This is a genomic window from Arachidicoccus rhizosphaerae (assembly GCF_900107765.1).
Lineage (GTDB): Bacteria > Bacteroidota > Bacteroidia > Chitinophagales > Chitinophagaceae > Arachidicoccus > Arachidicoccus rhizosphaerae.
The window spans coordinates 23,953-43,768 of sequence record NZ_FNQY01000007.1; the positions used below are offsets into that span (position 1 = coordinate 23,953).

The 19,816-nt window shown below is 48.1% G+C and carries 13 protein-coding genes; 1 reads left to right on the forward strand and 12 read right to left on the reverse strand.

The window, feature by feature from the left end; genetic code table 11:
• Nucleotides 1-17: 17 nt before the first annotated feature.
• The gene (locus BLU80_RS07410; RefSeq protein ID WP_091395941.1) at nucleotides 18-2,114 is read left to right on the forward strand and encodes a RagB/SusD family nutrient uptake outer membrane protein; all 2,097 of its coding nucleotides are present in this window, start codon (nucleotides 18-20) and stop codon (nucleotides 2,112-2,114) included.
• A gap of 217 nt (nucleotides 2,115-2,331) precedes the next feature.
• On the opposite strand, the gene BLU80_RS07415 is transcribed toward BLU80_RS07410, so the two are convergent.
• The 12 genes from BLU80_RS07415 to BLU80_RS07470 all read right to left on the reverse strand — a co-directional run bounded on the left by BLU80_RS07415 (nucleotide 2,332) and on the right by BLU80_RS07470 (nucleotide 19,816).
• The gene (locus BLU80_RS07415; protein ID WP_139188106.1) at nucleotides 2,332-3,312 is read right to left on the reverse strand and encodes a hypothetical protein; all 981 of its coding nucleotides are present in this window, start codon (nucleotides 3,310-3,312) and stop codon (nucleotides 2,332-2,334) included.
• Between the two features lie 137 nt (nucleotides 3,313-3,449).
• Complete coding sequence (locus BLU80_RS07420; RefSeq protein ID WP_091395949.1) at nucleotides 3,450-4,148, reverse strand: redoxin domain-containing protein; 699 nt, start codon at nucleotides 4,146-4,148, stop codon at nucleotides 3,450-3,452.
• Nucleotides 4,149-4,695: 547 nt separating this feature from the next.
• Nucleotides 4,696-6,825 carry a cell division protein FtsZ gene (ftsZ, locus tag BLU80_RS07425; RefSeq protein ID WP_091395952.1) on the reverse strand — a complete coding sequence of 710 codons (2,130 nt, stop codon included), beginning with the start codon at nucleotides 6,823-6,825 and terminating at the stop codon, nucleotides 4,696-4,698.
• 102 nt (nucleotides 6,826-6,927) lie between these two features.
• Nucleotides 6,928-8,409, reverse strand: coding sequence for a cell division protein FtsA (gene ftsA / locus BLU80_RS07430; RefSeq protein ID WP_244518799.1), 1,482 nt, complete (start codon nucleotides 8,407-8,409; stop codon nucleotides 6,928-6,930).
• A 3-nt stretch (nucleotides 8,410-8,412) separates the two neighbouring features.
• Nucleotides 8,413-9,351 carry a cell division protein FtsQ/DivIB gene (locus BLU80_RS07435; protein ID WP_091395956.1) on the reverse strand — a complete coding sequence of 313 codons (939 nt, stop codon included), beginning with the start codon at nucleotides 9,349-9,351 and terminating at the stop codon, nucleotides 8,413-8,415.
• On the reverse strand, nucleotides 9,351-10,760 hold the full coding sequence (gene murC / locus BLU80_RS07440) for a UDP-N-acetylmuramate--L-alanine ligase (protein WP_244518801.1): 1,410 nt from the start codon (nucleotides 10,758-10,760) through the stop codon (nucleotides 9,351-9,353). The genes BLU80_RS07435 and murC overlap by 1 nt, the downstream gene beginning before the upstream one ends.
• Nucleotides 10,761-10,797: 37 nt before the next feature.
• Complete coding sequence (gene murG, locus BLU80_RS07445; protein ID WP_091395959.1) at nucleotides 10,798-11,919, reverse strand: undecaprenyldiphospho-muramoylpentapeptide beta-N-acetylglucosaminyltransferase; 1,122 nt, start codon at nucleotides 11,917-11,919, stop codon at nucleotides 10,798-10,800.
• Nucleotides 11,920-11,939: 20 nt separating this feature from the next.
• The gene (locus BLU80_RS07450) at nucleotides 11,940-13,232 is read right to left on the reverse strand and encodes an FtsW/RodA/SpoVE family cell cycle protein (protein WP_091395962.1); all 1,293 of its coding nucleotides are present in this window, start codon (nucleotides 13,230-13,232) and stop codon (nucleotides 11,940-11,942) included.
• 76 nt (nucleotides 13,233-13,308) lie between these two features.
• Entirely contained in the window at nucleotides 13,309-14,685 is a 1,377-nt protein-coding gene (murD, locus tag BLU80_RS07455; protein ID WP_091395965.1) for a UDP-N-acetylmuramoyl-L-alanine--D-glutamate ligase, read from the reverse strand.
• Nucleotides 14,686-14,733: 48 nt separating this feature from the next.
• Nucleotides 14,734-16,038, reverse strand: coding sequence for a phospho-N-acetylmuramoyl-pentapeptide-transferase (mraY, locus tag BLU80_RS07460; protein ID WP_091395967.1), 1,305 nt, complete (start codon nucleotides 16,036-16,038; stop codon nucleotides 14,734-14,736).
• A 92-nt stretch (nucleotides 16,039-16,130) separates the two neighbouring features.
• A complete protein-coding gene (locus BLU80_RS07465) occupies nucleotides 16,131-17,594 on the reverse strand; it encodes a UDP-N-acetylmuramoyl-L-alanyl-D-glutamate--2,6-diaminopimelate ligase (protein WP_091395970.1) in 1,464 nt (487 codons plus the stop codon).
• A gap of 47 nt (nucleotides 17,595-17,641) precedes the next feature.
• Nucleotides 17,642-19,816, reverse strand: a complete 2,175-nt coding sequence (locus BLU80_RS07470; RefSeq protein WP_091395973.1) for a penicillin-binding protein — start codon at nucleotides 19,814-19,816, stop codon at nucleotides 17,642-17,644.

Sequence of the window (19,816 nt, forward strand, 5' to 3'; positions counted from 1 at the left end):
CCTTAGAAAGAAAAATTATGAAAAAGCTACTATATATATTCATGGGAGTGCTGATTATAGCCGGTATCTCCTGTAAGAAAGATTTTTTAAATGTAGAATCTCCCTCCGCGGTCGATGAAGACTTTGTCTTCTCTTCTTCCGGAGAAACCTTTAAGGTGCTGGCCGGGATGTATGAGCTCTGGCGCGGGGTCAATAATAATTTATTCTATGCGCTGGATGTGCCGGGATCCGATGCTGAAACGCATCCTGAGGCCTTTGCCGCCCAGGTAAGACATGTCTGGGAGGGACTCTATCCCAGTGAGCCCAATATCGATGAAACCAATTTTACCAGTGCCTGGGCCGGATGGTATCAGATTGCCAACCGCGCTAATATCGTCATGGAGGCCCTGGACCAGAAAAGTGAATATACCAGTGCCATAGCGGCCGGAACCACCAATGACTGGACCCAGATGTATGGAGAGGCCGCTGTTTTCAGGGCTTACTCTTATTTTCAGCTGGTGCGGTATTTTGGGGATGTGCCTTATTTTACCACCACTATCCGTACTGCCAGCCAGACGGACAGTGCCAGACTTACTTCCAGAGACGAGATCTATAGCGGAGAAATCGCGAACCTGATTAAGGTATTACCCAATATGTACCGGCTTGGAGCAGGTGGTATTACAGCGGAACGGTTTTCCAGGACCTTTGCCGAAGGTTTGATTGGTAAGATGGCGCTGTTTGCAGGTGGATACTCGCTGCGCAGAACAGATTTTGATTATGGCGCAGCTACTTTTACCCAGATCGGGACAGAAAAATGGAATGCCAAGTACGTACGGCTGACTAATTACAAGGACTATTATCAGATCGCGAAAACTTATCTGCAGGCTGTAGTGGATAATCCCGGATCTGCTTATCTGATTACTACAGATACCAGAGGGGCCGGTTATGATAATCCCTTCCAGCTGAATTTTCAGTATAACATGAACCTTGAAGTGAGTCCGGAGTCTTTATATGAGATCGGAGAAACCCAGGGGCAGTTCTCGGAAAGACCTTATGCCTTCGGCAGACCTTCCGGCGGGGGCAGCTCTAATGCCTATCCCTGTAAGTCATACGGGCAGAGCCGCATCTATCCTGCTTTTTACTATGGAGAGTATGATCCAAAGGATAAAAGAAGAGACGTGACGGTAGGGGTGACGGCCAATTCCGGATCCTGCTCCGAAAAACTGGTGGATTTTACACCCGGTTCCCGCAACCTGGGCGGTTTGTTTAATAATAAATGGGATGACAGCCGCATGGCGAACCCTTATACCGCTTCCCAGAGGCAGTCAGGTATCAACTGGCCGCAGATGCGGATGTCGGATGTGATCTTAATGCTGGCGGAAGTGGACGCTGAACTGGGGGATGAAGGTGCTGCAAAAACGGAGCTCACTAAAGTCAGGTCAAGAGCTTTTGACCAGCAGGACCAGGCCACAAAAGTAACGGCTTATATTGGCACGCTTTCCGGTGACGCCCTCAAAGATGCTATTTATGAGGAGCGTAAGCTGGAGCTTGCCGGAGAGGGCCTCTTGCGCTATGACCTGATCCGGGAAGGAAGGCTGCCGGCTGCCATCAAATCCATTCGTGACAGAGAGACGGCCATGGTCAGCGGCCTTACGACAAATGGTTATTATACCTTTGCCAATGGTAACCAGATTGCTAATTATATCTGGGTCAAAGCGGTGAATGTAGCGGATCTGGGCATGAGCAAGATGCTGACCACGCAGTGCGAGGTGGATTCCACGGATCCCACCTATCCGGTCCGTTTCCCGGGCTGGCGTGGTAACTGCGATCTATGGACCTCCAGTGGCTTTACCGACGCCTCCGGTAACAGGAACCTGGCCATTGAGGGGCTGTTTCATTATATCGCTCCCGGCAGCGCTGAAGCGACGGCGCTGGAAGCGTCCGGTTATGTAAAAACAGCCTGGGGGATTAATATTGTCAATAACGCTTCTCAGTATTCCAGTGACATATTTAAAGGATATCCGGACGCTTATTTAGCGGCAGGTGTTCCGCCCAGATATTTACTGCCTTTATCCACGGAGACGATCTCTCAGTCTAATGGCCTGATATCAAATGGATATGGATTTGAACAGTAAAGCAAGGAATACCAGAGCTTTACAATGAAGCCTGTACCTGGATTAAATAAGTGTTTGCAGTTGGGGTAGCCGTTTTTATTTTTATTCTCCTATAACGCGTGGGAAACAGATAAAAATAACAGGCTGCCCCTTTTTTTGAGAAGATCAGACGCCCGCTTTGCAGAGGTTAAATTACCTCATGCAAACAATAAAATGCAAACAATAACTGCCGGTTTATTTAGGGCGTTTTGATCATGGCACTGGTCTGCTGGGAGCTATCCGCGGTATCAATCAGTAAAATATCCGCTGCATTTTGTAGGGATTCGAACTCTATTTTGCCTTCCAGTAAACTCTGCCCTGTATCTCCCGGGTCATTACCGCTGCCAAGGGGCCACTGTCCGGCGGTCTGCATGATCTTTAAACCGGATATATCCGCTACGGCAAGGGCAAAATCCGTACAATTACGTCTGGACAGATGATAGTGCTGCCGGGCATATTTTCTGGATAAATGGATGATTTTATGGAACTGTACTTTTGTAATAAACAGCCCGACGGACTCATCCCAGGTGTGCAGGCTGTCATTTTTAAAATCAGAAGAAGCGAAGGGTATAATAGGAGTCGCTTCCAGCATAAAATGCTTTTTAGGATAATACCCGAAGGTTCTTTGCACAAGCGTGCCATCCTGGTTGTATTTAATCAGCGTAATAAAACTGTGACCTACCGTGCCAAACCATTTGAACCTTTTCCTTTTCCCCGGTATGGGTTGCTTGACGTGTATATACAGACCGTAACCGCTGGCTTTTTTGCCATCCTGAAAGCTGCTCAGCAGCCGGTTTATTTTAACAGGTCTGGAAGGGGGCACCTTGTCGACGGTCTCAGGCTCGTCCAGCTCCCGAAAACTACTTAATACAAAAGAGGCGTCTATATGCTTTTGTTCGCCCCTTAAACTGCCTCCCATACTGGCCCTAAACAGACGCAGGGCCATGGCATATTTTTTACGAAGGGCTGCCTTTATCGCCATATGGTATAGATCCTGAGCGGATAAATAGGCGGCTGCCACCGGTACCTGGAGTCCGGCGCTATGGCTTAACAGCGTATCGCCAATCAGTAAAGGATGCCCGGTCGTTATCTGAGAACAGGACGGAGCCTGAAAGGTTTGTGCAGCCCCGTTTTTTATCACCATAAGGCTCACCAGGAGCGCCAGCATTAGCCTATTCATAACTATACATAAATCGTTTAAGGTAAACGGCTGCATTAAAAGAGAGCTACCCCTAAATCTCAGATCAGGATTAAGGATAGCTCGGGAACAAATGGATATCTTTTATTTCTGTAATTGTACTTTGTAGTTAAGCCGGACTAGGGATGCTTAAAAACTGCTTTCTGGCCATGACGCAGGTAATGGGCGTCCTGGTAAATCCGGGTCAGGATCTGCCTTACAAATCCCTGCTGGTATATCTCGCCGCTCTCAGGGCTGTAGGTCCTAAAATTATAGTCTACATAATGGTAGCTGATTTCTCCCGAAGGCAGCACTACGTAAAAGGCGGGCAGCGGGATATTGTCATCAATGCCGGAGAGCCAGTCGCCGATAGGGTTTTCCGGCGTATATAAACCAAACTGTTCAGCCAGGCTATTGTGCGGATCGGATAATACCCAGAGGTGATTATGCTGTCCCAGCTGCCTTCTTAAATATCGGATATTGGCATTGGATACGACCAGTAAAGAACCGCCCATGATCTGGATATCCCTTTGAAAAGAATCCAGAAAATGTATATCATCCTTGGGGGTATGCTGGATGGAGGGCCTGAAGGCGATGACCAGGGGTTTATTAATATGACTGAGCTCTAAGAGCGATACGGGAGTAATGTCTTTTACGGTTTGTTGCTCTGGCTTTACCCCCGGATAGATGATATGACTACCAGGATGGGTAATAACGGGCAACAGATCTCCTTTTTTAAGGGGAGAAAATCCGTAGTAATTACTGATGGAAGGAGCGCCTTCCAGTACTTCGGTAAAGGGAAGGACGTGTTTATTGACTTTTGCGGTTGACTGACTCATTGCTATTATTTTTTTATAAGTAAAGGCCTTCAGGTAATTTGTTTTTCTTAAAGGCTATAAGACTAAGGGGTGATACGCTGCTTTTTTGGGGACCTATCTTCCCGCCTCAGCAGGATGGGTGTCTTCAGGTTAGCAACATCGCGCCTTTGTCGAACTTATATGGAGATAATAATAGAAATTACGCATGTGTTTTATTTTAAAAGTCTACTAAAATGATAGACTAAAAGTCTAATAAAAAAGCCTTTATTTTTGAGGCTGTTTAAAAGGCCGCTAGTGCTGTGACGGCTGTTTACTGATGCAAAAATAAGGGCAGATGATGAACTGGCCAAATAAATCTACTAAATTAGTAGACTAATAAATAAAATAAATTATAACTTAATGATAGTTAATTATTTGTATTTTAAATTTGTCGGGAAAATAATGGTAAGGCATTGGTAGGTGGCTAAAAAAAAAGCTCCCCTGATCGTGTCAGAGGAGCCTTACAACTAAAAACCATTTAAACCAAAAATTGTGCATCCGTTCAGCCGGATGACTGGTCGGCTGTTGATCAGTCCGGCTTTTTACCTTCTAAGAAGGCATTCAGGCTGGAGATATTAGCGCCGTCTTTATCATCTTTATTAACGGTGTATTTGCTGTAATAATTTTCTGCAGTACTGCTCTCTGCACCACCCAGCATTTCCAGGTTTCTGCGCACGTATGCAGGGACCGCATCAAAATCACCATTGGGGTCACCGCTTTGAACATTGTAGGAAAGATTGCGCAGCTTTTGTATTCTCTCTTCTGCTTTCTTTCTTTTCATTTCTTCTTCTGAGAGATCCTGCTGGCCACCCAGGGCAGCGGCCCCGTATGGGTTTGCTGCAGGCTGCGGGGTTGATTCTTTATATACAATCTGCATTTCCTCTTCTTCCTGTTGAAAATCAGGGATGCTATTGATAATAGGGCGCTGCGGCTCAGCGGGCTGTGGCCTTTGTGTATAAACCGGCTGTTGAGCAGCTGGTTGATAAGCAGGCTGCTGCGCTACAGGCTGCGGCTGCGACTGAGTAGCAGGCGCTTCAGGTCGCTGCACATAAGCGTGCTGCGGCTGCTGTGGCTGCGGTTGAGGAGCCGGTGCTTTAGCCGGTTCAGGTGCATAGATATTGGAAGGTTTGTTTAAAAACCCGGGTACGCTGGAGGGCTGCTCCGGCTGGGTATTTTCTGCGCTCTGTTTTTCTGTATATCCGAAGGCCAGTTCCGGCGCCTGCGGCTGCTGTACCTGAATCTGCGGCTGCTGTACGGGCATCTGAGGCTGCGGCTGCGGCTGCGGTTGTTGAGCGGGCTGCTGTACCTGTGCTGGTATTTGTTCCTGATTCTGTTCCTGGTCCAGGGTAAAATGTATGACCTGTGGCTGCGCTATATTTTCAGCAGGTGCTTCCTGAGCAGGTGCGCTGTATACAGGTACAGGTGCCTGCGCTTCCGCGGGCGTTTCTTCCATCAGTCTAGGCGTCAGGCTTTCCATTTCGCTTGGCTGAGCGGCTGCCGGCTGTTGAAAGCTGGGAGCTGGAGCTGGCTCGGGTGTGACAGTTGCTGCAGGTGCTGCAGCCGGGCTGCCTGCAAGTTCAGCCGGGGTGACCGGTTTTGCTTCCGCCGCTACTGCATTTTCCTGGATATTGAGTACATACAGTTCTTTGTCTTTTTGCGCTACTTTTTCCCGGACTGTTTTATCAAATGGATCTTTGTGCTCAAAGCCCGTAGCAATGAGGGTCACCGCCAGGCCTTTGCCCAGGCTTTCATCAATGCCCATACCGACGATCACATCGGTGTTCTCGCCCGCTTTTTCACGGACAAAGTCATTGATGAGTTCAAACTCATCTGTACCGCATTCAAATTCTCCTTCACTGGTGTTGATGTTCAAAAGGATCCATTTGGCACCGCTGATATCATTGTCATTTAAAAGCGGAGAGTTGATGGCGTCTTCAATAGCGGTCTTTGCTCTGTCATCTCCTTCAGCTACCGCGCTGCCCAGGATGGCCACTCCCCCTTTACGCATCACGGTGCAGACATCAGCAAAGTCTACGTTGATCTGTCCGTTGGAGTTGATAATATCGGTGATACATTTAGCAGCGGTAGATAAAACGTCATCTGCCTTGCCAAATGCTTCCCGCATTTTTAAATTCTTATGCTGCATGCGGAGTTTGTCATTACTGATGACCAGTAAAGTATCCACATGTGGTTCTAATTCTTTAATACCGTTTTCAGCCTGGCCTCTTCTTCTGGGGCCTTCAAAGCTGAAGGGGGTGGTCACGATGCCCACGGTCAGGATGCCCAGGTCCTGGCAGATCTTGGCGATGATAGGAGCGCCGCCGGTACCGGTTCCGCCGCCCATGCCTGCACAGACAAAAGCCATCTTGGTGTTTACTTCCAGGATTCTTTTTATCTCTTCCAGGGATTCCTCCGTGGCCTGGCGTCCGATGGACGGGTTGGCGCCGGCGCCCAGGCCTTGCGTCAGATGGGGCCCCAGCTGGATTCTGTTGGGGATGGCACTGTTATCGAGTGCCTGCGCATCTGTATTACAAATAATAAAGTCTACATTTTCAATTTTTTGCCCAAACATGTGGTTGACAGCATTACCGCCGCCACCGCCAACACCGATTACTTTAATAATGGATGACTTTTGTTTGGGGATATCAAAGTCGATCATAACGTTTCAATTTAAATGGTTAGTAGTTATAAGTGTTTTTCCTGGCTTAAAGATTACAATTAAAATCTAAAAAGAATTGTAATCTTTAAGCAGGTAATTTTTTTATCGGATGACCTGATCTTCCTCTTCTTTAAAAAGGTCAATCAGATTGTTCTTGAATTTTTCCCAGAACATGATCTTGCGCGCAGGACGTGGCGTGGGCGCGGGTTTATCGTCCGTTGCAGTCGACTGCGTATGCTCAGGCTGCTGAGTGGAAACGGGCTCCGTTGTCTGCGTCTGACCGTCCGGTCCCTGTGTAGTCAGAATCGGCGTAGTCGGATGTTTGACTACGTTAGATCCGGCAAAGACCTTCGTGTGGGTTTCGTAATCACTGTAGCCTTTCAGGATTAAACCAAGACAGGTGGAGTATATCGGGCTTTTTAATTGCTCGATATGATTGGGAGCCAGGTGTTCATTAGGATAACCGATTCTGGCATTCAGCCCCGTCACGAATTCGGTTAATTGTTTTAAATGTTTTAACTGCGCACCACCACCGGTCAGGATAATCCCGCCATTGAGTTTTCTGTTATCCAGACCCACTTGTTTTAAGTGATAGGTAACAAATTCCAAAATCTCTGTCATTCTGGCCTGGATGATATTGGCCAGGTTTTTAACACTGATTTCTCTGGGTGGTAAACCACGTAATCCGGGTATGGTGATAAAAGCATTGGCTTTCGCTTCGTCCGTCAAGGCTGAGCCAAATTGCTTTTTCATGGCCTCAGCCTGTTGTTTTAAAACGCCCAGACCCAGACGGATATCATGGGTGATGTTTTCACCGCCAAATGGAATAACGGCGGTGTGTTTAAGCACCCCTTCGTAGAATACGGCCAGATCCGAGGTGCCACCACCGATGTCCAGTACCGCTACGCCCGCTTCCATGTCCATGTCGCAAAGAACGGCAGAGGAGGAGGCCAGTGGCTGCAATACCAGATCTTTTGTTTTCAGGCCGCTTCTTTCGACAGCCCGGTTGATATTGCGGATGGCATTCCTGTCCCCTGTAATAATGTGAAAGTTAGCACCAACTTTCACGCCATTAAACCCAACGGGGTCTTTAATGAACTGAAAGTTATCCACATAAAAATCCTGCGGAATCACATCGATGATCTGATCTCCTGCCGGAATAAAGGTTTTACGCTGGTTGTCGATGAGCTGCTCGATTTCCACACGCTGGATTTCCAGTTCGGCATTCTGACGGACAATATCGCCGCGGGTCTGCAGGCTTTTGATATGATGTCCGGCGATACCGACATAGACTTCATTGATATCCAGGTCAGGATTGCTGGTGCGGCAGTTCTCCAGGGCAGCGTTGATCGCACGCATGGTCTGATCGATATTTAAGACCTGACCGTGCTGAACACCATTGCTGGGCGCATGACCGAAGCCAAGAATCTCCAGTTTGCCCTGTTTGTTTTTACGACCTGCGATGGCGGCGATTTTGGTGGTACCGATATCCAGCCCTACAATAATGGGGGCATCACTGTCTGGGGTCATCTGAACCATTTCTTCCGCAATTTTCCTTTGCTGTGCGTTTAGATTTTCGTTCATTATTTATTTGGTTTTAGTTGTTTTTGTATGGGGTGTCTTTTTTATCGTTTTTTTGGCGGGTGCCAGTATCGCTTTTGCTTTTGGCGGCGCCGTTGTTTTTTTAGGGGTAATAACCGCAGGCGGCGGGATCCCGGTGGCCTTATCTGCCGTTACTGCGGGCTGGGCCGTGGCCGCCTGGGTGGATTTGCCGGCCGGTATCGCTACCACCTGTCCCTGATACTGTACGTCAATCTCTTTATAGGCATCCAGCCCGGTGCGGGCGATGACCTGTCTGTAAAAGCTGTACAGCCGGTTAAATTTACTGTCCAGGGCCTCTGCATTACCGATGCGGATAACCTGATTGCCCACCGTGGGTTGTAATTCAAAACCGCCGGCAGGATCGTAATTGACCTGTGCAATAAAACTGTTCCAGAAAGTATCCTGTATAACGAAGGAGGCAATGGTTTTTATATCCTGCAGCACAAGGCTGTCCGGATGAGACAGTACTTTCTTATCTGACGGGAAACCGGTAAATACCGGGATCCTCGCTACAATATTTCTGTTGGTCGGTAAAAAATGCGCACCACTGTCCAGATAAAAGGATTTGCCGCTGACGGTAAATATGCGGGCAATGGGATCTGTCTCCTCCAGCACGGCCTGCAGAACCTGGTCATTATCAAAATATAATTTAATATGACTGATCCAGGGGTTCTGCTGCAGGTTGTTCTCAATGCGGCTCAGGTTGATCTGACCTACGGGTATGCCCGGTTTGCCGCCTGCCTCTGCGATATTTTGTTTGACACCCTGAATATCGGTAAAGACCTGCCTTGCTTTGCGGCTGATCTCTACATTGATACCCTGACACAGCTTATCTTCCTTGGAGCCGGCTCCGATAAAAAATAAGGCCGCTGCGCCAAAGCCCAGTAGTAGCCAGATGATTAATATGAGTTTCTTTTTTACCATTAACTTGTATGCTTGCCGGGCGATAATATCGCTTTAACGGGTTCTATGAGTTCGGCGATGTCACCGGCACCGCAAAGAACCAACAGTTCCGGGTTTTCTTTTTGTATTGTGGATAAAAGCGCCTGTTTTTCCAGGATTCTTTTTTGTTCCAATTGCATGTTATTTAATATCAGAAGGCTGCTGACGCCTTCCATGGGCAGTTCCCTGGCCGGGTAGATCGGCAAAAGGATCACTTCGTCTGCTTTGTCCAGCGCCTCGGCAAATGCTGTTGCCAGGTCTTTGGTCCGGCTATACAGATGCGGCTGGAAGACGACGGTCAGCTTTTTTGCATATAGACTGCGGACTCCTTCAATCAGGGCGGCGAGCTCTTCCGGGTGATGTGCATAATCATCAATTAATATATGCTGATCATCTCTGAGGTGATATTCAAATCTTCTTTTGACACCTTTAAAATCAGCTACTGCTGCTTTTATTTTGTCTGCCGCGATGCCCAGCTCTAGGGCCACCCCAACGGCTGCCACCATATTTTCCACATTATGCAGACCGCCGATTGTAAGCGTTAAGCCGGGTATGAGCTGCTGCTTATGGTGGACATCAAATACATAACTGCCGTTTTGAACCTGGAGATTGGAGGCGTACAGATCCGCCTGTTCGTTGAAGCGGCTATAGTGCAGGTGCCGGTCTGCTTTGAGTTCGCTGTCTCTGGTAAGGCCGTATTTACTGATCAGCAGGCCGCCCGGTTTGATTTTTTCAGAAAAGGCGATATAAGCATTTTCTACTTCTCTGGGCGTACCGTAGATATCCAGGTGATCGGCGTCCATAGCCGTGATTACCGCAATATCCGCAGATAGCTTTAAAAAGGAGCGGTCATATTCATCGGCCTCAATTACGCTTACCTGACGGTCGCTGCTCCAGAAATTACTGTCATAGTTGACGGCGATGCCGCCTAAAAAAGCGTTACACCCGTAGCCTGAGTGCCTCAGGATATGGGCTGTCATCGTAGAGATGGAAGTCTTGCCATGGCTGCCCCCGACGCAGATATTAAAGCTCTGCTGGGTAATCCAGCCCAGTACATCGCTTCTTTTGACGATTTCAATACCGGTAAAATGTGTTCTTACATAGGCCAGTTCCAGGCTGTCCTTAGGGATGGCCGGCGTATAGATCACCAGATCGGTACCCGCAGGGATCTGGCTGGTATCTTCTGTAAAGTGAATCAAAATGCCTTCTGCCGCCAGCTGATCTGTAAGCGTCGTCGGGTGGCGGTCATAGCCTGCCACGGCCGCGCCCTTGCTTTTGAAAAACCGGGCCAGCGCACTCATACCGATGCCGCCTATGCCGATAAAATAGACCTGACGGTAATCAGCCAGGTTTTTGCCTGCCTTAGTAATATAATCCGCTTGGTGACTCACTGATGATGATATAATTTATTATAATATTGATGTATGTTTACTTGACCGTTTTTAAAATTTCCTCCGCGATGATCTCATTGGCGTTGGTGACGGCTAATTTTTTGATGTTCTGCTCAAAGGCTTTCAGTTTGTCTTCATCAAATAATATATCCGTTACGGTACCAAAGAGTTTGGTAGGCGCTTCACTGTCTGGTACCATCGCCCCTGCATTTTTTCTGATCAGCCGCATGGCGTTTTCTGTCTGGTGGTCCTCTGAAGCGTAGGGGTAGGGGACAAATACGGTGGGTTTGCCCGCCACACACATTTCCGCTACAGACATGGCGCCCGCTCTGGAGATCACAATATCGGCCGCCGCATAGGCTTTGTCGATTTCCTGTATAAATTCATCGACCCAGACATTGCTTTTATGGGTCTTGCCGCTCATGATATAACGGGAAGAGTTGTTTTTCCCGGTTTGCCAGATCAGCTGGATATTTAAAGGATGCAGGTCAATTAAATGGGTCAGCATGACTTCATTGATGCTTCTGGCCCCCAGCGACCCCCCGACGGCAAGGATGGTTTTTTTGTTTTCATCCAGCCCGAAGAACTTCAGTCCTTCTGCCTTGCTGACGGTATATTCAGAAATGATTTTTCTGACCGGATTGCCGCTAATCAGTATTTTATCCTTTGGAAAGAACTTTTCCATGCCTTCCGAAGCGACAAAGATCTTCACCGCATGCTTGCCGAGCAGTATATTGCTTTTGCCGGCAAAGCTGTTGGACTCATGTATGAAAGTTGGGATGTCTCTTTTTTGCGCATACTTCAGCACCGGGAAAGTAGAGTATCCGCCCACGCCTACCACCGCATCCGGCTTAAATTGTTTGAAGATCTCTTTTACCTGACAGAAACTTTGTATTAATTTAAACGGCAGACTGAGGTTTTTAAAGATGGAGCTGCGGTTAAAGCCGGCAATATTCAGCCCACGGATTTCATAACCCGCCTGCGGTACTTTTTCCATTTCCATTTTACCCTTCGCGCCGACGAACAGCAGTCCAATGCTGGGGTCAGACTTGCGCAGCGCATTGGCAATGGCGATGGCCGGGAATATATGACCGCCGGTACCACCACCTGCTATGATGATGCGTCTGGGCTTTGTCGGTATGTTGTTTTCTTTTTCCATTTTCAGAACTCCTAAGGATTTTAAAGGGCTGCTGCTTTTAATTTCTCTTTCACCGGTGTCGCCTCACTGGGCACCGCCAGCTGTTTGCCTTCCATTTTTTCTACGTTACAGGCCACGCTGAGAATAATACCGATGGAGGCGCAGGTAAATAGAAAGGAACTGCCCCCCATGCTGATCAGCGGCAGCGTGACTCCGGTGACCGGCATCAGGTTGACATTGACGGCCATATTGGCCAGCGCCTGAATAATTAAGGTAAAGCTTAAGGCCAGCGCCAGAAAAGCCCCGAAGGCAAAGGGACATTTTCTGAAGATCCGGATACACCTGAACAGAAAAACCAGGTATATAAAGATGATAAAGGCCCCGCCCAGTAGCCCGTACTCTTCTATGATAATAGAAAAGATAAAGTCATTATAGGCCTGAGGCAGGTAATTGCGTTGTCTGCTGTTGCCGGGACCCAGACCAAAGAGCACATTGCCGTTGGCAATGGCGATTTTAGCCTGTTTTACCTGATAAGGGACTTCCGTATTATCAGAATAAATAAAATTCTCAACCCGGGAGCGCCAGGTGCTGAAGCGTTTAAAGATGCCGCCGCCGGAACCTTCCACGGTCTCTATCTGATGCCCCTGGCTATCGGTCGTGGCACTGTGATGGATGACGGCTGAGGCAATCAGCAGGGCAACCGGTATTAAAGCCACCAGGATGACCATACCGATATGCTTTAAACTGACCCTTCCGATAAACATCAGCATCAGGGCGGTCGCACCGGTCAACAGGCCGTTGGACAGGTTGGCCGGGAAGATGAGCAGACAGGTAAGTGCTGCCGGGATAAAGACGGGCAGAAAGCCTTTTTTAAAGTCTTTGATGACCTTTTGCTTACGGCTGAGCTGGCGGCTCATAAACATAAACAGGGCTAATTTGGCAAAATCACTGGTCTGAAAGGTCATATTAATGATGGGCAGCTTGATCCATCTGCTCCCGTCATTGATTTCCGCGCCGAAAAACAGGGTATAGAATAATAAAGGAATAGAAATGGCATAACAGATCAGCGCTATTTTAGAATACAGCGAATAATTCACCCGGTGTAAAAAATAGATGACACCCAACCCTAATATGATAAAGACTATCTGTTTGAATAAATAAACTTCCGTATTGCCATGATTCATTTTATAGGCCAGCGAGCCGGTCGCGCTATAGACGACCAGTAAGGATACCAGTGCCAGCAGGGCCACGGAGGCCCAGATATACCGGTCGCCTTTGGTCTTTTGGGAAAGGCCTTTAAAGGGGTTCTCTATTTCTAATAAATCATTTATCATCGCTGTTATGACTCCTATACTGCTTGAATATTGCTGTTTATGCTGACCTGTGGGGGCTGACGGCCCGGCTTTTCTACTATAAGTTTTTAACGTTTTCCTTGAACTGATCGCCTCTGTCCATATAATTTTTAAACAGATCAAAGCTGGAACAGCCGGGACTCAGTAAAACGCAGTCGCCTTTTTCTGCCAGGTGATAGGCCTCGTCCACCGCATCTTTCATGGAGGCGGTCTGCACGATCGGGCTTACCACGTCTTTGAACGCGTCGGCTATTTTCTGGTTATCCAGACCGATGCAGACAATGGCTTTCACCTTTTCTGCCACCAGATCAGCGATCAGCGAATAATCATTGCCTTTGTCTACGCCCCCCATGATCAGGACCGTAGGCTTTTCCATGCTTTCCAGGGCGAACCAGACAGAATTTAAGTTGGTGCCCTTGCTGTCATTGATAAAATCGACGCCTCTGATGGTGGCGACAAACTCCATGCGGTGGGCCAGACTTTCAAAAGTCTGGACGGCAGAGCGGATTTTTTCTTTACGGATGTCCAGAACGGAGGCTGTAATGCCAGCTGCCATAGTATTATATTGATTATGTTTACCTTTTAATGCTACAAAATCATAGATATTCATACTGACCTGTTCTTCCTGGACTTTAATCAGCATTTCATTGTTCTTGATGTACGCGCCTTTGGATAATTCTTGTTTCATAGAAAAAGGTAATAAGTTAGATGAGATGGAAATATTTTTTAATTGACCGGTGATCAGTGAATCATCTATGTTATAGATAAAATAATCATCGGACGTCTGATTTTGTACAATTTTGAACTTGCTTTCAATATAGTTCTGGATGTTATATTCATAACGGTCCAGATGATCTTCCGTGATATTGAGCAGGATGGCGATATCCGGCCTGAAATCCTGTATGTCATCCAGCTGGAAGGAGCTGATTTCCGTGACATAAATGTCTTTGGGCTGGAGGGCTACCTGTCTGGCAATGGAAATACCGATATTGCCCACCAGGGCTGCATCCTTACCCGCCTGTTTACAGATATGATAAATGAGGCTGGTGGTGGTGCTTTTCCCGTTGGTGCCGGTAATGCCTATAATCTTACTGTCGCCTTTATATCTGTAGGCCAGCTCTATCTCGCTGATAACCGGGATGTTCCGGCCCCTTATTTTTTTAACCAGTTCGTTTTTTTCCGGGATGCCTGGACTTTTGACAATTTCTGTTGCGCTAAGGATGATCTGTTCGCTATGGCCGCCCTGTTCAAAGGCGATACCATGGTCTTCCAGTTCTCTTTGGTAAAGCGGAGCCAACTGACCTGCATCACTTAAAAATACGTCCAGGCCTTTGGTGTGTGCCAGGATAGCAGCGCCGACACCGCTCTCTCCGCCACCCAGGACAACGACCCCGTATTTTTTAAGTTGTTCCGTATGTTGATTTTCTGTTGCCACTTTTATTGGATAATTACGAGTATGAGGATGCTTTGTTATAATGGATGACTAACGAATTTTAAGTGTTGCGATAGAGAATACGACCAGCAGCACGGTGATAATCCAGAACCGGATGGCGATTTTGCTTTCATGGAACCCTTTTTTCTGATAATGGTGGTGTAAAGGGCTCATCAGAAAAATACGCCGGCCTTCGCCATATTTCTTCTTGGTATATTTAAAATAACTCACCTGGATGATCACGCTTAAGGTCTCCACAAAGAATATTCCGCAGAATATCGGCAGCAGCAGCTCCTTGCGTACAATAATGGCCAGTGAGGCGATAATGCCTCCCAGTGCCAGGGAACCGGTGTCGCCCATAAAGACCTGCGCCGGATAGGCGTTGTACCAGAGAAATCCGATACAGGCACCCACGAAGGCACTGATAAAGATGGTCAGCTCTCCCAGATTGGGGATATACATGATATTCAGATAATCGGCCATCTTGATGTTACCCGATACGTAGACCAGTATGCCCAGGCCTACGCCTATAAAGGCGCTGACGCCTGCTGCCAGTCCGTCAAGGCCATCTGTCATATTGGAGCCGTTGGAAACGGCGGTAATGATAAAGGTGACAATCAGGATATAGACAACCCAGGTATATTTTTCTGCGCCCGGACCTATCCAGCTGATCAGCCTGCTATAGTTAAACTCATGATTTTTGACAAAGGGAATGGTCGTAATGGGTGCATTGACCTTGACATATTTCTTATCTACGCCGTCTACCTTACGGATGGACTCATTAGGACCGTTGAGCGTGAGTTCAACGGCGGTGTTACTGCCCGTAGGAATCACCTCCCTTTCCATGGATACGTTGTGGTTAAAGTATAAAGTAGCCCCGATGATAATGCCCAGGCCAACCTGTCCGATGATTTTAGCTGTGCCGGCCAGACCGTCAGAATCTTTTTTCTTATACTGTTCTCCTTTTTGCTGTGCTTTTTTGCGGGATTTGATTTTCAGATAATCGTCTAAAAAACCAATGGCTCCCAGCCAGACCGTACATAGCAGCATGAGGCGCACATATACTTTATCCAGATCAGCCAGCAGGAGCGTGGGGATGATGATGGCCAGTAAGATGATGATGCCACCCATGGTAGGGGTGCCTTTTTTCTGGGCTTCGCCAGCCAGGCCCAGGTCGCGGACCGTTTCCCCGATTTGTTTACGGGAGAGTAAATTGATGACCCGTTTGCCGTAAACGGTGGCAATAAATAAGGACAGCAGAATGGCCATCGCTGCGCGGAAGGTGATAAATTGAAATACACCTGCCCCGGCGATGTTAAATTCCTGTTTTAACCATGTAAAAAGACTGTATAACATTTATTGTGTATTAATGGTTATGTGGATGCTGATGCTGCCTGTTGAAAGACCCCTGCGCCCCGGTGTTTGATCCTTGTTTTTACTTCTTTTATTTATTTATCCAGGAGGCTGAACATCTCCCTGACCACTTCGTGGTCATCAAAATGATTTTTGACTCCTTTTATTTCCTGATACTTTTCGTGGCCCTTGCCGGCAACCAGGATAATGTCTCCCGCTTGAGCCAGGCTGATGGCTGTTTTTATCGCTTCTTTTCTGTCGACGATGCTGATGGATTTCTTGCGTCCCGCGCTATCCAGGCCTGCTTCCATCTCCCGGATAATCTCCGCCGGCTCCTCGCTTCTGGGATTATCGCTGGTCAGAATCACCCGGTCGCTTAAGGAAGCGGCGACCGCTGCCATTTCCGGTCTTTTGGTCCGGTCCCGGTCTCCGCCGCAGCCCACCACGCTGATGATCTGTCCGCCATTATTTCTAAGCTGATTAATGGTGGCAAGGACATTTTCCAGGGCGTCCGGCGTATGCGCATAGTCCACGATGGCTATGATCTGCGTGTTGCTGACCAGGTAATCAAAGCGGCCTTCCGCCCCCTTGATCATGGACAGCACCCGGAGTACTTCTTCGCTGCTTTCGCCAAGTAAGGTGGCGGCACCGTATACGGCCAGCAGATTATAGGCGTTAAAGGTGCCGATCAGTCCAAAATTCACTTCGGTGGCGCCTACCAGCATGGTCAGTCCCGTCAGGTTATTTTCCAGAATCTTTCCCTTGAATTCTGCTATATTTTTCAGGCCGTAATAATGCCTGGAGGCCTTGGTGTTCTGCAGCATTACCGTGCCTCTCTTATCATCGGCATTGGAAAGGGCAAAAGCATCAGAGCTCAGATCATCAAAAAAGCGCTTTTTGGCCTTGATATAATTATCAAAGGTTTTATGATAGTCCAGGTGGTCATGCGTGATATTGCTGAACAGGGCGCCTTTAAAGTGCAGTCCTGCGATACGCCTTTGGTCGATGGCATGACTGGAGCATTCCATAAAGGCGTGGGTGCAGCCTCTTGAGACCATTTCAGCGAGCAGGGCGTTTAACTGAATCGCGTCCGGCGTTGTATGGGTGGCTGGTATGATCTCGGTGCCGATTTTATTTTGTACGGTACTCAGTAGTCCGCAGTGATACCCCAGTTCAGAAAACAGATTAAATAATAAGGTAGCGATCGTAGTCTTGCCATTGGTACCTGTTACGCCGACCAGTTTTAACCTGGTGGAAGGCTCATCATAAAAGTTATGCGCCATGACGCCGGTGGCTTCATGCGCATTTTTAACCTGAACATAGGTGACGCTGTCATGCAGCGTGGCCGGTAGGTCTTCGCAGATAACGGCCACAGCCCCCAGAGCGATGGCTTTATCAATATAGGCATGACCGTCTGCCTGCAGGCCGACCACTGCAATAAAGACACTGCCTTCATGTACCGCTCTGGAATCCAGCTGTAAGTCCTGTAAAGAGATATCCGTGGATCCGTACAGACCAACCAGGGCTACTTTATGTAATATGTCACGTAACTGTTTCAAATGCTATTATTGCTGCTGATGAATATTGTCTTTATCTGTCTGATCTGCTATCCCTGTTTAGGCGTGTCGCCCAGCGACAGCTGAATCGCCTGTCCTCGCTCTACGCTGGCACCTGCTGCCAGCGACTGCGCACTTACTCTGCCAAATCCCTGTACATCTACCTTTAACCCTAATCCTTCACATATATATAAGGCGTCTTTAAGGCCTAGTCCGCTTAGATCCGGCATCTTATTGCCTTTCAGCCCTTTTTGAAACCCGTCCTGAATCGTACCGAGGGGGGCCATATAATTTTCTGACTGGTCATTGGTATAAAACCGGGCCCAGGTGGCATCCTGATCTTTGGAGGCAAACTGGTATTTCCAGCCCAGGGTGCCGGCGATCGTCTGAAAAGAGGAGCGCTTGCCGTTAAAACTATATCCTCCGGCAACTTTTTTCAGGCTGTCCAGCCCTTCGTAATGATTGGGGTTATTGCGTCTCACATATAAAGTATAGAGTCTCTCCGCAATTTCCTTAAAGACGGGACCGGCCACGGCAGCGCCGTAATAACGGGCAGCGTGGGGTTTATTGACGATTTCCACGACGCAGGTATACTGCGGATCATCTGCCGGGAAATAACCGGCAAAGGCGGACTGATAGATTTTTGAGCTATATCCGTTTTTCCCTTCTGCTACCAGGGCCGTACCTGTTTTACCGCATAGCTGAAAGGGAAGATCTTTCAGCAGTGTATAACCGGTGCCGTGCTTTTCATTACAGACCCCATAGACCAGGGACTGTAGCTGTTTGATGACAGCAGAATCTGCTATTGTTCTAAGCGTTGTAGGCTCGATTTGTTTGATGACCTGGCCCTCTTTGGCAAAACCGGATACCAGATAAGGCTTCATCATGACGCCGTTATTGGCCACTGCATTGTATAACATGGCAATACCCAAAGGGGAGATCAGGGTGTTATAACCGAAAGCCATCCAGGGTAGCGTGGTCGCGCTCCATAATTTACTTTGCGGCGTGTATAGGAAAGGATGTCTCTCGCCCGTGATGTCCACACCGGTTAAGCTGCCCAGCCCGATTTTTTTCAGATGGTTGACAAACTGCATCGGGTTGTTCTTATAGGCATTGTAGACGAGTTCTGCCATCCCGACATTGGAGCTGACCTCAAAGGCTTCTTTTACATTGGCGACATTGCCATGGTTCTCTGCGTCATTGACCACCCGGCCGTTAATGGCCCAGTGTCCGCCGTGTAAATCAATAGGCGCATCCAGCGATGTTTTTTTGTCTTCCAGAAGTGCCAGCATGGTGGCCAGCTTAAATATGGAACCTGGTTCGGTAGGAGTGACCGCATAATTGAAGTTTTCCCAGTAATTGCCCTCGGGTGTTCTGCCCAGGTTGGCGATGGCTTTAATCTTCCCGGTCTTGACTTCAAGGACGATGGCGCAGCCGTGGGTGGCTTCATTGGATACCATCATCTTCATCAGTGCGTTCTCGGCAATCTCCTGTATATGCGTATCGATGGTGGTAATGATATCTTTACCATTCTCCGGATCAATATCAGCGGATTCATCCACCGGTACGGCTACGCCGCCTGCAATAAAGCGGACCAGTCTTTTACCGGGCGTGCCCTTGAGCACAGAATCATAAGTGCCTTCCAGCCCCACTTTCTGAGAATTGCTGCGGTTCAGGCCAATGGTTCTGTAGGCCAGGATCTGATAGGGGTTCAGGCGGATATTCTGGGTCTCGGCGATAAAGCCGCTCTTGTTGCGGCCTTCTCTGATCAGGGGTAACTGCAGCATTTTCTGGTAGTTCCTGTAAGAGATGCCTTTTTTGAGGCTGAAATAGCGGTTGCCTTTTCTGTATCCTTCCTTTAAGAGTTCTTTGTAGACGGAAGCGGTTCTGTCTTTAAAGAGGCTCGCCAGTCCGTAGCTGAGCGAATCCAGGTTTTCAGTGAATCTTTTACCGTTTTTCTCTCTGAGGCCGTCGGCCTCAAAATCAATATAGATGTCAAACTGTGGAATACTGGTGCTGAGCATCTGCCCGTTATCGCTGTAGATCGTACCGCGGTCTGCGGCGATTTCCTGGATTTTCTGGTGCAGGCTGTCACTCATGGATTCCCAGTAGTCGCCCTGTACCTGTTGGATGTAGAAAGCTTTCCCAACGATGACAATGCAAACAAGTACCACCAGCAAAAAGCAGAGGTACACACGCCAGAGTATGTCGCGTTTTATTTCCAT